This window comes from Longispora sp. NPDC051575, from assembly GCF_040681875.1.
GTDB lineage: Bacteria > Actinomycetota > Actinomycetes > Mycobacteriales > Micromonosporaceae > Longispora.
The window spans coordinates 255,358-267,551 of sequence record NZ_JBFAZP010000001.1 but is presented as its reverse complement, the minus strand read 5'-3'; the positions used below and the strand labels follow the sequence as shown (position 1 = coordinate 267,551).

At 73.8% G+C, this 12,194-nt stretch carries 13 protein-coding genes; 9 read left to right on the top strand and 4 right to left on the bottom strand.

Translation table 11 applies throughout. The features are described 5' to 3' along the window. Window positions 1-51: 51 nt before the first annotated feature. Complete coding sequence (locus tag AB0M43_RS01130; protein WP_363719950.1) at window positions 52-1,833, top strand: S8 family serine peptidase; 1,782 nt, start codon at window positions 52-54, stop codon at window positions 1,831-1,833. 49 nt (window positions 1,834-1,882) lie between these two features. Here AB0M43_RS01130 and AB0M43_RS01125 read toward each other — a convergent pair whose 3' ends face one another. After that, the gene (locus tag AB0M43_RS01125; protein ID WP_363720913.1) at window positions 1,883-2,716 is read right to left on the bottom strand and encodes an NAD(P)H-binding protein; all 834 of its coding nucleotides are present in this window, start codon (window positions 2,714-2,716) and stop codon (window positions 1,883-1,885) included. A gap of 80 nt (window positions 2,717-2,796) precedes the next feature. Between AB0M43_RS01125 and AB0M43_RS01120 the strand changes: the two genes are divergently transcribed. Then, window positions 2,797-3,735, top strand: a complete 939-nt coding sequence (locus tag AB0M43_RS01120) for an AraC family transcriptional regulator (protein WP_363719949.1) — start codon at window positions 2,797-2,799, stop codon at window positions 3,733-3,735. A 16-nt stretch (window positions 3,736-3,751) separates the two neighbouring features. Here AB0M43_RS01120 and AB0M43_RS01115 read toward each other — a convergent pair whose 3' ends face one another. Next, a complete protein-coding gene (locus AB0M43_RS01115) occupies window positions 3,752-4,087 on the bottom strand; it encodes a helix-turn-helix domain-containing protein (RefSeq protein WP_363719948.1) in 336 nt (111 codons plus the stop codon). A 126-nt stretch (window positions 4,088-4,213) separates the two neighbouring features. Between AB0M43_RS01115 and AB0M43_RS01110 the strand changes: the two genes are divergently transcribed. Together AB0M43_RS01110 and AB0M43_RS01105 are read left to right on the top strand one after the other, a co-directional pair. Then, complete coding sequence (locus AB0M43_RS01110; RefSeq protein ID WP_363719946.1) at window positions 4,214-5,065, top strand: NAD(P)-binding domain-containing protein; 852 nt, start codon at window positions 4,214-4,216, stop codon at window positions 5,063-5,065. Window positions 5,066-5,076: 11 nt separating this feature from the next. Continuing rightward, window positions 5,077-5,850, top strand: a complete 774-nt coding sequence (locus tag AB0M43_RS01105) for an SDR family oxidoreductase (RefSeq protein ID WP_363719944.1) — start codon at window positions 5,077-5,079, stop codon at window positions 5,848-5,850. A 52-nt stretch (window positions 5,851-5,902) separates the two neighbouring features. Here AB0M43_RS01105 and AB0M43_RS01100 read toward each other — a convergent pair whose 3' ends face one another. After that, complete coding sequence (locus tag AB0M43_RS01100; RefSeq protein ID WP_363719942.1) at window positions 5,903-6,547, bottom strand: LysE family translocator; 645 nt, start codon at window positions 6,545-6,547, stop codon at window positions 5,903-5,905. An 84-nt stretch (window positions 6,548-6,631) separates the two neighbouring features. Between AB0M43_RS01100 and AB0M43_RS01095 the strand changes: the two genes are divergently transcribed. Further along, window positions 6,632-7,957 (top strand): PLP-dependent aminotransferase family protein, encoded by a 1,326-nt coding sequence (locus tag AB0M43_RS01095; RefSeq protein ID WP_363719940.1) that lies wholly within the window; start codon window positions 6,632-6,634, stop codon window positions 7,955-7,957. A gap of 357 nt (window positions 7,958-8,314) precedes the next feature. Next, entirely contained in the window at window positions 8,315-8,587 is a 273-nt protein-coding gene (locus AB0M43_RS01090) for a hypothetical protein (RefSeq protein ID WP_363719938.1), read from the top strand. A 22-nt stretch (window positions 8,588-8,609) separates the two neighbouring features. Here AB0M43_RS01090 and thrC read toward each other — a convergent pair whose 3' ends face one another. Then, window positions 8,610-9,674, bottom strand: a complete 1,065-nt coding sequence (gene thrC, locus AB0M43_RS01085) for a threonine synthase (RefSeq protein WP_363719936.1) — start codon at window positions 9,672-9,674, stop codon at window positions 8,610-8,612. Window positions 9,675-9,738: 64 nt separating this feature from the next. On the opposite strand from thrC, the gene AB0M43_RS01080 reads away from it, so the two are divergent. The 3 genes from AB0M43_RS01080 (at window position 9,739) to AB0M43_RS01070 (ending at window position 12,134) form a co-directional block, all read left to right on the top strand. Next, complete coding sequence (locus tag AB0M43_RS01080; protein WP_363719934.1) at window positions 9,739-10,569, top strand: MurR/RpiR family transcriptional regulator; 831 nt, start codon at window positions 9,739-9,741, stop codon at window positions 10,567-10,569. Window positions 10,570-10,619: 50 nt separating this feature from the next. Next, a complete protein-coding gene (locus AB0M43_RS01075) occupies window positions 10,620-11,015 on the top strand; it encodes a RidA family protein (protein ID WP_363719932.1) in 396 nt (131 codons plus the stop codon). A gap of 93 nt (window positions 11,016-11,108) precedes the next feature. Beyond that, a complete protein-coding gene (locus tag AB0M43_RS01070) occupies window positions 11,109-12,134 on the top strand; it encodes a M4 family metallopeptidase (protein ID WP_363719930.1) in 1,026 nt (341 codons plus the stop codon). Window positions 12,135-12,194 lie beyond the last annotated feature (60 nt).

The following is a 12,194-nucleotide window of genomic DNA, read 5'->3' as shown; positions in this document are numbered from 1 at the left end:
TGCGACTTCGATCCTTGGTCCACCCCATCCCCGAGGACTGAGGAGTCCACCATGCGACGCACACTCCTGGCGCTCGCGATACCCCTCTTGCTGGCCGTCCCCGCGACCGCCGGCGCCGCGCCCGCCGCCGACCAGGGCGAGCAGGGCAGGTACATCGTGGTGCTCGACAGCGCCGCCGGTGACCCGGCCGCGTTCGCCCGCACCGTCGCCGCCACCACCCCCGACCACGTCTACCGGCACGCCCTGCGCGGCTTCTCCGCCCCGCTGGGCGCGGCCACGGTCCGCGCGCTGCGGGCTGACCCCCGGGTCGCCTCCGTCGAGGCCGTCCAGCAGGTCCGGACCACGGCGCAGGTCGTGCCGACCGGCATCGCGCGTTCCCTCACCACCGCCAACCCCCGCCTGGCTGTCGGGGACGGGGTCGACACGCGGGTGGACGTGGACGTCGCCGTCATCGACACCGGCGTCACCTCACAGAACCCCGACCTGAACGTGGTCGCCCGCACCAACTGTCTCAACAGCACGAGCTGCGCCGACGGCACCGGCGAGGACGGCCACGGGCACGGCAGCCACGTCGCCGGCACCATCGCCGCCATCGACAACGGCGACGGGGTCGTGGGCGTCGCCCCCGGCGCCCGGGTGTGGTCCGTGCGGGTCCTCAACGACTCCGGCAGCGGAGGCAACGACGGCGTGGTCGCGGGCATCGACTGGGTCACCGCGCACGCCGACGAGATCGAGACCGCCAACATGAGCCTGGGCTGCGAGTGCAGCAGCCCGGCCATGGACGCCGCCGTCACCCGCGCCGTCGACGCGGGGATCGTGATGGTCGTCGCCGCCGGCAACAACCACAAGGACGCCCGGACCTTCTCGCCCGCCAACCACCCCGACGTCATCACCGTCTCCGCCCTCACCGACTACGACGGCAGGCCCGGCGGCCTCGGCACGGCCCCGTCCTCCTGCTCCCGGGGCTCCGACGACACCCTGGCCAACTACAGCAACTTCGGGCCCCTGGTGGAGCTCGCGGCCCCCGGCTCGTGCATCTACTCCACCTACAAGGGCGCCGGGTACGCCACCCTGTCCGGCACCTCCATGGCCACCCCGCACGTCACCGGCGCCGTGGCCTGGCTCACCAGCAACGGCAACGACCCGAAGAACCGGGCCGACGTCGGCCGGATCCGCGACGCGCTCCTGACCTCCGGCAACCTGAACTGGACCGACGACTCCGGCGACGGCTACAAGGAACCCCTGCTCGACCTCAGCGACCAGGCCGTCTTCCCGCCCGCCGCCCCCGACCCGGGCGCGCCGACCGCCCGCGCCACCGGTACCTGCTCCATCGACAACAACACCTGCGCCTTCGACGGTCGCGGCTCCACCGACCCCGACGGCACCATCACCGCCTGGTCCTGGGCGTTCGGCGACGGCACCACCGGCACCGGGGCCACCCCGACCCACACCTACCCGGCCGCCGGCTACTACTCGGTGATCCTCACCGTCACCGACAACGCCGGCAAGCGGGCCCGGACCCGTGCCCTGGTCAAGGCCGGCAACCTGCCGCCGGTCGCCGTGATCAACCGGTTCCCCAACGCCCCGTGCTCCGGCCCGGGCGCGTGCACCTTCGACGCCGTCGGCTCGTCGGACCCCGAGGGCCAGCCGTTGACCTACCGGTGGGACTTCGGCGACGGCACCTCGTCCACCGCCGCCCGGGTCAGCCACCTGTACCCCGCCGTGGCCGCCACCTACACCGTCACCCTCAAGGTCACCGACCACAAGGGCCTGACCAGCACCGACACCGTCACCATGACCTGCCGGAAGTTCTTCGACAAGCCCTGGTGCTGACACCGTGGTGGTGGGTCCGCGCGCTCCCGGGGCGCGCGGACCCACCACCTCAGGCGTTCCAGACCCCGGTGCCGGCCGTCGCCCGGGCGTAGTCGGCGAAGTCGCGGGGCTCGCGGCCCAGGGCCCGCTGGACGCCGTCGCCGAGCTCGAGGAACCGGTTCTCGGCGATCCAGCCGTACAGCAGGTTCAACAGGGCCACGTAGTCCTCCGGGACGTCGCGGGCGGCCGCGTAGGCGGCGAACTCCTCCGGCGTGACGGGCCGGTAGCCGATGTCGCGGCCGGTGGCCCGGGAGATCTCCCCGACCACGTCCTCCAGGCTCAGCAGTCGCGGGCCGGTCAACGTGTAGGACCGCCCGGCGTGCCCCGTGCCAGTGAGGGCGGCCACGGCCACGTCCGCCACGTCGTCGAGGTCGACGAACGGTTCGAGACCGGCCCCGGTGGACATCACGACCTCCCCGTCGAGGATCTCCCCCCGGAAATAGGGGTCCTCGCTGAAGTTCTGCGAGAACCAGGCCGGCTTCAGGAGGGTCCACTCCGTGCCGGACTCGCGGACCGCGCGCTCGCTGGGCAGCTTCTCCTCGCCGTCCGGCACGACCCAGTCGCGGGCGGACAACAGGACGAGCCGCTCGACCCCACGGGACGCGGCGAGCTTGCTGAACGCGGCCACGGAGGTCGCGGCGTCGGCGAGCTGGGAGTCGACCAGGTACGCGGCGCCGACGCCGTCGAGTACCGGCTCCCAGGTGTTCTCGTCCTGCCAGTCGAAGCGGGTCGTCCCGGAGCGGGAGGCAGCCCGGACCTGGTGTCCGAGCTGCTGGAGGCGGGAGGCGACGCGGCTGCCGGTCTTGCCGGTACCGCCGAGGACCAGGAAGGTGGTGTTCGTCATGTGATCATCCAACCGGCCGACGGTGAGCTGGAGAATGGTCTGCGCTCTCAAGTACATGTCTGAGCGTCTAGACTCGCGCCATGGACGCCCTGGCGAGTCTGTTGTACGAGGTGCGGTCCGACGGGGCCCTGTTCAGCCGGAACTTCCTGGCCCCGCCCTGGTCGGTCCGGTTCGCCGACCGCCGCCCGCTCACCCTGGTCACGCTGCTGCGCGGCTCCGCCTGGATCGTGCCCGGCGACGGCGAACCCGTCGCGCTCGACAGCGGCGACGTGGCCATCGTGGTCGGATCCGAGCCCTTCACGGTCGGCGACGACCCGCTCAGCCCACCGCTGTACGTCATCGGCCCCGACCGGTGCACGACCGCCGACGGCGCGGACGTCAGCGAGGAGGTCATCCTGGGCCTGCGCACCTGCGGCAACAGCATGGACGGCCCGACGGTCCTGCTCACCGGCAGCTACCAGGTCGGCGGCCGGGTCTCCGAACGGCTGCTCGGCGCCCTGCCCCGGGTGCTCGTGGTCCGCCACGACGGCGCGCCCGGCCCGATCCTCGACCTCACCGCCGCCGAGATCAGCCGGGAGGACCCGGGGCAGCAGGCCGTCCTGGACCGGCTCCTGGACCTGCTGCTGCTGTCCACGCTGCGGGAGTGGTTCGCCCGCCCGGAGGCCGATTCCCCCGGCTGGTACCGGGCGCTCAGCGACCCCGTCGCGGGCGGGGCGCTGCGGCTGATCCACGACCGGCCCGCGCGGCCGTGGACGGTGGCGGCCCTCGCCGAGGAGACCGGGGTGTCGAGGGCGGCGTTCGCGCGCCGGTTCGGGGAGCTGGTCGGCCAGCCGCCGATGGCGTACCTGACCGGGTGGCGCCTCGCGTTGGCGGCCGACCTGCTGGTGCGCACCGAGGCGACCGTGGAGTCGATCGCCCGGCAGGTCGGCTACCGGAGCGCCTTCGGACTCAGCGTCGCCTTCCACCGGGTGTACGGCACCCGGCCCAGCCAGCACCGCGCGTCCCGGACGACCACCTAGCGGGACCGGTGCGGGCCTACGCCGCCGCCACCGCCTCGATGGCCGTCATGTTCTCCTCGCCCCAGTCGCCGAGTGGCAGCAGCGCCTCGTTGAGCCGCGCGCCGAGCGGGGTCAGCGAGTACTCCACCTTCGGCGGCACCTGGTGGAACACCTTCCGGTGCACGACCCCGTGCTGCTCCAGCTCCCGGAGCTGCTGGATCAGCATCTTCTCGCTGATCCCGGGCAGCTCGCGGCGCAGCTCGCCGAACCGGCGCGCCCGCTCGTGCAGCGCCCACAGGATGAGGGCCTTCCACTTGCCGCCGATGACGTCCATCGCGGCGTCCAGGCCGCAGCTGTAGACCCGACCACGCATGACGCTTACCTCCAGGTAAGTACCTGACTAATTAGTGGGTACTTGTCGAAAGTAGCGTGCCGCCGCAGGCTGGAGAAGCGCCAGGGTTGTCCGGCGCGCTTCCCGCACTGTGGAATGGAGTGAAGCATGCCCGAAAACAGCCGGATCGCGGTCCTCGGCCTCGGCAGGATGGGCACCGCGCTGGCCGGTGCCCTGGTCGGATCAGGGCACACCGTGACGGTGTGGAACCGATCGCCGGCCAAGGCGGACGCCCTCGCGGCCCGGGGTGCCCGGCCGGCCGGCACCCCGGCCGAGGCGGTCGCGTCCAGCCCCGTCGTGATCGTCTGCGTCTCCGACTACGCGACGGTCCGCGCGGTCCTCGACAGCGGGAACCTGGCCGGCCGACTCGTGGTCAACCTGACCAACGGCACCCCCGAACAGGCCCGTGAGCTGGCCGAATGGACGGCGGAGCGCGGTGGCGACTACCTCGACGGCGGGATCATGGCCGTGCCGCAGATGATCGGCGCACCGGGCGCCCTGGTGCTCTACAGCGGCTCGGCGGCATTCACCGCCCACGAGCCGACCCTCACCGCGTTCGGCGCCGCGACGTACCTGGGCGCTGACCCCGGACTGGCCCCGTTGTACGACCTGGCCCTGCTCAGCGGCATGTACGGCATGCTCGGCGGCTTCCTCCAGGCGGCGGCGCTCGTCGGCAGCGAGCGGGTGCCGGTCGTGGAGTTCACGAAGCTGCTGGTGCCGTGGGTGAACGCCATGACCGCGATGCTCCCGGGGTTCGCCACCGAGATCGACGCGCGCGGGTACGCCACGGACGTGTCGAGCCTCGACGCCAACCTCGACGCGCTGCGCAACATCGAGGCCGCCAGCGCCGGGCAGGGGGTCGGCTTCGAACTGCTCGCCCCGGTCAGGGCGCTCGTCGAGCGCCGGGTCGCGGCCGGCCACGCCGCCGACAGCCTGTCCAGCCTCATCGAAGCCGTCTGAAGGGCAGAACCATGACGCGGTACCAGGGAAAGAGGGTCGTCATCACCGGTGGCACCGTCGGGATGGGGCTCGCGATCGCGGAGCGGCTCGTGGCCGGCGGGGCGGAGGTCGTGCTGACCGGGCGCGACGAGCAGCGGCTGGCGGAGGCCGGACGGCTGCTCGGCCCCGGCGCGCACGTGCTGCGCTCCGACGCCGGGAGCCTGGCCGACATCGCGGCGCTCGCGGCGTGCGTCCGGGACCGGTTCGGCGCCGTCGACGCGCTGTTCGTCAACGCGGGCGTGTCGGTGCTCGAACCGTTCGGGGAGGTCACCGAGGCCACCTACGACTGGATCTTCAACGTGAACGCGAAGGGCGCGTTCTTCACCGTGCAACGGCTCGCCCCGCTGGTCGCCGACGGCGGCTCGATCGTGTTCACCACCGCCGTCACGAACCTGGGCGGCTTCCCGACCATGAGTGTCTACTCCGGCTCGAAGGCCGCCGCCGGGGCGTTCGCCAAGGTGTTCGCCTCGGAGCTACTGCCCCGCGGGATCCGGGTGAACGCGGTGAGCCCCGGCTTCATCCGCACCCCGAGCATGGGCGTGACCGACGCGCCCGCCGAGGTCGTGGCGGCCTTCGAGGCCGAAGGTGCCGCGCTGACCCCGATGGGCAGGGTCGGGGACGCCGGGGAGGTGGCCGAGGCGGCACTGTTCCTGGCGTTCGAGGCGACGTTCACCACCGGGGTGGAACTCGGGGTCGACGGCGGACTCGGCCGCAACATCGTCAACCCGGAGCTGGCCGGGCACTGAAGCTGGCGCGGCGCCCCGTCCGCCCCGCCCGGCCGGGGCGCCGCCACCAACCTCACGCGACGGCAGCCCGGGACGAGTCGGTCGCGAGCTTGCAGGCGAGCGCGCCGAGCACGGTTCCCGTCACGTACCGCTGGGTCCGCAACCAGCGCGGACGCCGGGCCAGGAACGTCGCGACCACGCCGGCCGTCAGCACCAGGGCCAGGTTGACCGTGAGGCTGACCGAGATCTGCACGGCGCCGAGCACGAACCCCTGGGCGAGGAGGTTCCCGGCGGCCGGGTCCAGGAACTGCGGGATCAGGGTCAGGTAGAGCACGGCCGCCTTCGGGTTGAGCAGGTTCGTCAGCAGGCCCATCGCGAACAGCCGGCGCGGCGGGTCGTGCGCCAGCTCGCCGGGCGCGAACGCCGTGACCCCGCCGGGCCGCACCGCCTGCCACGCGAGCCACAGCAGGTACGCGGCGCCGGCGAGTTTGACCGCCAGGTACAGCTGGGGGACCGCGACGAACACCACGGACAGCCCGAGGGCGGTGGCCGTGAGGTAGACGCCGAAGCCGACCGCGACCCCGGCCAGGGAGATCGCGCCGGCCCGGCGGCCCTGGGTGACACTGCGGGACACGACGTAGATCATGTTCGGCCCGGGGGTGAGGACCATGCCCAGGGACACCGCCGCGACCCCCAGCAGCGCGTGGGTTCCGATCATGGTTCGACCCTAGGTCAGCCGGGCGACTCGATGCAATGCTGATATTGTTCTCGGTGCAATGTCGGATTGCCTGGAGGAGTGCGGGTGCGGGACTACCGGAACGTCGCCGACGCCGTCGCGGCCGACATCGACGGCGGCCGGCTCCGGCCGGGTGACCGGTTGCCGACCCAGCGCGCGTTCGCCCGCGAGCACGGGCTGGCTCCCTCCACGGTGCACCGGGTGTACCGCGAATTGGTCCGTCGCGGCCTCGTCACCGGCGAGGTGGGGCGGGGCACGTTCGTCCGCGCCGCCGGGGAGTTCGCGGCCCTCGGCGAGCCCGCCGACCAGCCGGTGGACCTGGAGCTGAGCGTCCCGGCCGTGCCCGGACAGTTCGCGCCCCTCGCCGCCGACCTCGCCCCGCTGCTCCGCCCCGACGTCCTCGCCGCCGCGCTCCGCCCGGTCGGGGTCGCCGGCACGCCCGGGGCCAGGGCCGCCGCCGCGCACGCCCTGACCCGATCGGGCTGGACCCCGGACGGGGGCCGGATCCTGTTCGCCGGCAGCGGCCGGCAGGCCATCGCCGGGGCGGTCGCCGCGCTCGTCCCGCCCGGCGGCCGGCTCGGCGTCGAGGAGTTCACGTACCCGGTCGTCCGCGCCCTGGCCGGCCGGCTGGGCGTCACCCTCGTCCCGCTCCCCGTCGACGACGACGGCCTGCGCCCCGACGGGGTCGCCGCCGCGCACCGGGCGGGCGGCCTGCACGCCGTCTACCTGCAACCCACGCTGCACAACCCGCTCTGCGTCACGATGTCCGGCGCCCGCCGGTCCGACCTCGCCGACCTCGCCGGCCGGCTGGACCTGCGCCTGATCGAGGACGCCGTCTGGTCCTACCTGGACCCGGCCGCCACCCCGCTGGCGGCCCTCGCCCCCGACCACACGATCCTGGTCGACAGCCTCTCCAAACGCCTCGCCCCCGGCCTGACCACGGGCTTCGCGGTCGCCCCGCCCCACCTGACCGACCGGCTCGCCGAGGCGCTGCGGTCGGGCGCGTGGACCCCGCAGCGGTTCGCCCTGGACGCCGCGACCCGGTGGATCGCCGACGGCACCCTCGCAGCGGTCGAGGCGGCCAAGCGCGCGGACGCCCGGGCCCGGCAGGACCTGGTCCGCACCCTGCTGGGCGGGCTGGGCGTGCGCACCGCCCCGGGCGCGTACCTCTGCTGGTGGGAGCTGCCCCGACGCTGGCGGCCCGAGGTGTTCGCCGGCGCGGCGGCCCGGCGCGGCATCGCGGTCACGGTCGGCTCGGCGTTCACGGCGGCGCCGCACCGGACCCCGAACGCGGTACGCCTCGGCCTCGCGTCCCCGCCGCTGGACGTCCTGGCCCAGGCCCTGGCGACCCTGGCGACCCTCGCCCGGTCGGCTCCCGAGGACATCGACTGACGGATCCGCCGTTGTGAGCGGGACGACGACCGGTCGGCGCGGTAGCGGACGGGTGGGCGGGCACGGGCCGTGCGCTCAGCCCGCTGGCAGTGCCCGGCGGACGCGACGACTCGGCGCAACTTCGGCTCCGCGAAGGCAGACACCCGGCTGAGGTGGCGGCCCGGGGCTACGTCGGCTCCGCGAAGACCGGCACCCGGCGGACGCGGCGACCCGGCACGACTCCGGCTCCGCGAGGACCCGCACCTCGCGACCCGTGCCCGGTCCTCACGGAGCACGAGGCCGGGTCCTGCCGCAGGGTGAGGCCGAACCATCCGTCGGGGTCGGGTCGGGCCGGATTCCGCGGGTGATGATGGGCGCATGACACGCGACAGCGAGGACCGGGACGTCCAGGAGCCGGCGCGCCCGAGGTCGTGGCTCGTGGGCGCCGGGGTCACGGCCGTGGTCGTCTTCTTCGTGCTGCGGGCCATCGCCCGACTGGACGCGAACGGCGCGATCGGGTGGTGGCCCCGGCACTGGTCGGTCCAGCTCCTGGTCGCCGCCGCCGCGCTCGGCGCCTTCGGCCTGGGGTACGCGCTGATCGGTCGCGGCTACCGCCGCCCGCGCCGCGACACGTCGGACGGGCGGCCGTGACCGACGAGGCGCACCGGTCCGTTCAGGAGTCCCAGCCGAGCGCCCTGGCGACGTCGGAGGTCGCGGCGGACGTCTCCGTGGGCTCGTACCCGTCGTGCAGTGAGGCTTCGGTGTCCTTGAGGCCGTTGCCGCTGAGCGTGATCACCACCGTCTGCCCCGCGGTGAGCCGCCCGGCGGCGTGCTCCCGGAGCAGGCCGGCGATCCCGGCGGCGGAGGCCGGTTCGGCGAACACCCCGTCGCGGTGGGCGACGGCGCGGTACGCGTCGAAGATCTCCTCGTCGGTGACCGCCGCGATCAGCCCGCCGGAATCGTCGCGGGCGGCGATCGCCCCGTCCCAGGTGGCGGGGTGGCCGACCCGGATCGCGGTGGCCCGCGTCGTCGGGTTCGGGACGGGTGTCCCGTGCACGAGCGGTGCGGCGCCGGCGGCCTGGAAGCCCCAGATCCGGGGGAGGGTCGCGGCCAGGCCCTCCTTCGCGTAGTTCTGGTAGCCGCCCCAGGTGGCGGTGATGTTCCCGCCGTTGCCGACGGGCAGGCAGTGGATGTCGGGGGCCCGGCCCAGGGCGTCGACGATCTCGTAGGAGACGGTGCGCTGGCCGGCGAGCCGCAGCTCGTTGCCGACCGAGTTGACGAGCGCGGCCGGGTGGTGCGCCGCGAGCTCGCGGGTGACCCGCAGGCAGTCGTCGAACGTGCCCTCGAGCTCGACGATCCGCGCGCCGTACCGGATGGCCTGGGCCAGTTTCCCGAGCGCGATCCGGCCCCGGGGGACGAGCACGACGGCTTCGAGCCCCGCGCGGGCGGCGTAGGCGGCCGCCGAGGCGCTGGTGTTGCCGGTGGAGGCGCAGATGACGGACCGCACCCCGGTCGCGGCGGCCACGGTGACGGCGATCGTCATGCCCCGGTCCTTGAAGGAGCCGGTGGGGTTGGCGCCCTCGACCTTGAGCCACACCTCGCAGTCCGTCGCGGCGGACAGGTGCGCCGAGCGGAGCAGCGGGGTGGCGCCCTCGTGCAGGGAGACGGCCGGGGCGGTGTCGGGGACGGGAAGCCAGCGTCGGTACGGGCTGTCGATCAGCCCTTGCCACGAACTCATGGTGCGAACATAACATTCGTTTCAGATTTCATGGAACCCCGAGTCACATGTAACATTCGTCAGTATGACGACCCGTCCGGTGCAGGCCCACCTCGCCGAGGTCTACGCCACGCTCCCGCACGGCGAGCAGGCCGTGGCCCGCGTCCTGCTCGACGACCACCCCTTCGCGGCCCTCGGCTCCCTGCGCACCCTCGCCGACCGCGCCGGGGTCAGCGCGCCGACCGCGTCGCGACTGGTGGCCCGCCTGGGCTACGCCAGCTTCGCCGCCTTCCAGGCCACCGTGCGGGCGGCCGCGCGCGACCACGACCGCTCGCGCCTGCACGCGTTCGTCGCCGAACTCCCCGACCCCCACAGCGCCGCCGAGGACCTGCGGGCCGGGCTGGACGGCACCCTGGCGGCCATGACCGGGCCGCTGCTGTCCAGCGCGGCGACCCTGCTGGCGGAGGCCGGCCAGGTGTGGGGCGTGGGCGGCCCCCTGAGCGGGCTGGCCGCCGAGTACCTGGTCCGGCAGCTGTCGGCCCTGCGCCCCGGCGTGCGCGCCGTGCCCGACCCCACCTCCGAACAGGCCCGGATCCTGCTCGACCTGGGGCCCGCCGACCTGGTGGTGGCCTACGACTTCCGCCGGTACTCGGCGGCCACCGCCCGGTTCGTCCGCGCCGCCCGCACCCGCCGGGCCCGGCTGCTCCTCGTCACCGACGCCTGGGAGTCGCCGCTCGCGGGGGACGCGGAGCTGCTGATCCGACTGCCCCGGGACGCGGCCGGCCCCGTCGCGCCGCTCACCCACGAGGTGGCCGTGACCGAACTGCTCCTGGTCGCCACCGCCGCGCGCCTGTCGGCCTCGACCCGGCTGGCCACCCTCGACGCGATCACCCAGACCCTGCGCGACGGAGCCTGACCCGCCGGGCTGTTCCCCGCGCCACACCGACCGACGAAGGGTTCGCTCCGATGTCCCTCGAAATCATCCAACCCGACGGCCTGGACAGGCCCGAGACCTATTCCCACGTGGTCGTCGCGACCGGCGGCCGGCTGGTGTTCGTCGCCGGGCAGATGTCCGACGACCGCGACGGCAACCTCGTCGCTCCCGGCGACCTGGCGGCCCAGGCCCGGCAGGTGTTCGCCAATCTCGCCCGCGCCCTGGCCGCCGCCGGGGCCCGACCGGACCAGGTCACCAGGATCGGCATCTACGTCGTCGGCCACCGCCGGGAGTACCTGCCGGTCATCGAGGCGGCCCGGGTCGCGGTGTTCGGCGACCACAGGCCCACGGACACCCTGCTCGGGGTGCAGACGCTGGCCGCGCCGGGCTACCTGATCGAGGTCGACGCGATCGCCGTCACCGACTGAACCGGCCATCGCGCCGGGATCTGGCACCCCGCCGGCGACCCTCCGCCCGATACATTGATGAGTATCGAATGATGCGTGTCGGAGGGAGCTTTCGTGAGACGCGCCATCCCGCTCGTGCTCGCCCTGGTCGCCGCACTGCTGGTCGCGCCGGGCACCGCCCACGCGATCCCGGCGGCGGGCGTCGGGCACGGCTACCACTACGACAACACCACCCTCGGCGTCGACTACGTCGGGGCCACCTACTACCTGCGCGATCCGCTCCGGGGCAACACCCGCACGACGGACTGCACGACCCAGCAGGTGATCGGGAGCGCCACGTCCTCGTTCGGCACCCGGAATCCGGCCGACATCCGGACCGTCGCCGCCGACGTGCACTACGTGCTCGGCCAGTTCTGGGACTACTACAAGGTGAACCACGCCCGGTCGGGGATCCTCAACAACGGCACCGGCGCCGCGGCGTGCGTGCGGATGTCCACCACCAACCGGGTGTACCGCAACGGCAGCCAGTTCGTCGTCGAGTCCGCCAGTTCGGGCGGGCTGCCCCTGGACCTGCTCGCCCACGAGCTCGTGCACGCCGTCACCGAGGCGATGATCGGGCTGGGCGTGTCGGGGGAGTCCGGGGCGCTCAACGAGTCCACGTCGGACATCTTCGGCACCCTCGTCGAGTTCGGCGCCGCGCATCCGGCCGACCCGCCGGACTACACGGAGGGCGAGCGCACCGGAACGGTCTTCCACTACCTCTACAACCCGGGGCTCGACGGGTACTCCGACACGTGCTGGTCGACCCTGACCGCGAGCCACCCGCCGTTCCAGGGGTCCGGGGTCGGCAACCACGCCTTCTTCGCCCTGGCGGAGGGCACCGGGGTCACGCCGTACGGCACGTCACCGGTGTGCGCCGGCGCGCCGGCCGTCACCGGGATCGGCCGGGCCACCGCCGGCAAGATCTGGTACCGCGCGCTGAACTACTACCTCACGAGTTCGGCCACCTACCGGACGACCCGGACCGGCACACTCGCCGCGGCGGCGGACCTGTACGGCCGGTGCTCCGTGGAACACAAGGCGGTCCGCGCGTCCTGGGTCGCCGTCGGCGTACCGGGCACGGACGCGGCCTGCCCCTGACTGCCGCGTTCCACCTGTGCGACAGGGGCGGCCACCCCTCGGGTGCCCGCCCCTGTCTCC

What these genes read in the sequence shown, in the direction of transcription:
- AB0M43_RS01075 (WP_363719932.1), top strand. Translation starts at nt 10,620, where the DNA reads ATGTCCCTCGAAATCATCCAACCCGACGGCCTGGACAGGCCCGAGACC.
- AB0M43_RS01105 (WP_363719944.1), top strand. Translation starts at nt 5,077, where the DNA reads ATGACGCGGTACCAGGGAAAGAGGGTCGTCATCACCGGTGGCACCGTC.
- AB0M43_RS01100 (WP_363719942.1), bottom strand. Translation starts at nt 6,547, where the DNA reads ATGATCGGAACCCACGCGCTGCTGGGGGTCGCGGCGGTGTCCCTGGGC.
- AB0M43_RS01130 (WP_363719950.1), top strand. Translation starts at nt 52, where the DNA reads ATGCGACGCACACTCCTGGCGCTCGCGATACCCCTCTTGCTGGCCGTC.
- AB0M43_RS01110 (WP_363719946.1), top strand. Translation starts at nt 4,214, where the DNA reads ATGCCCGAAAACAGCCGGATCGCGGTCCTCGGCCTCGGCAGGATGGGC.
- AB0M43_RS01090 (WP_363719938.1), top strand. Translation starts at nt 8,315, where the DNA reads ATGACACGCGACAGCGAGGACCGGGACGTCCAGGAGCCGGCGCGCCCG.
- AB0M43_RS01080 (WP_363719934.1), top strand. Translation starts at nt 9,739, where the DNA reads ATGACGACCCGTCCGGTGCAGGCCCACCTCGCCGAGGTCTACGCCACG.
- AB0M43_RS01125 (WP_363720913.1), bottom strand. Translation starts at nt 2,716, where the DNA reads ATGACGAACACCACCTTCCTGGTCCTCGGCGGTACCGGCAAGACCGGC.
- AB0M43_RS01115 (WP_363719948.1), bottom strand. Translation starts at nt 4,087, where the DNA reads ATGCGTGGTCGGGTCTACAGCTGCGGCCTGGACGCCGCGATGGACGTC.
- AB0M43_RS01120 (WP_363719949.1), top strand. Translation starts at nt 2,797, where the DNA reads ATGGACGCCCTGGCGAGTCTGTTGTACGAGGTGCGGTCCGACGGGGCC.
- thrC (WP_363719936.1), bottom strand. Translation starts at nt 9,674, where the DNA reads ATGAGTTCGTGGCAAGGGCTGATCGACAGCCCGTACCGACGCTGGCTT.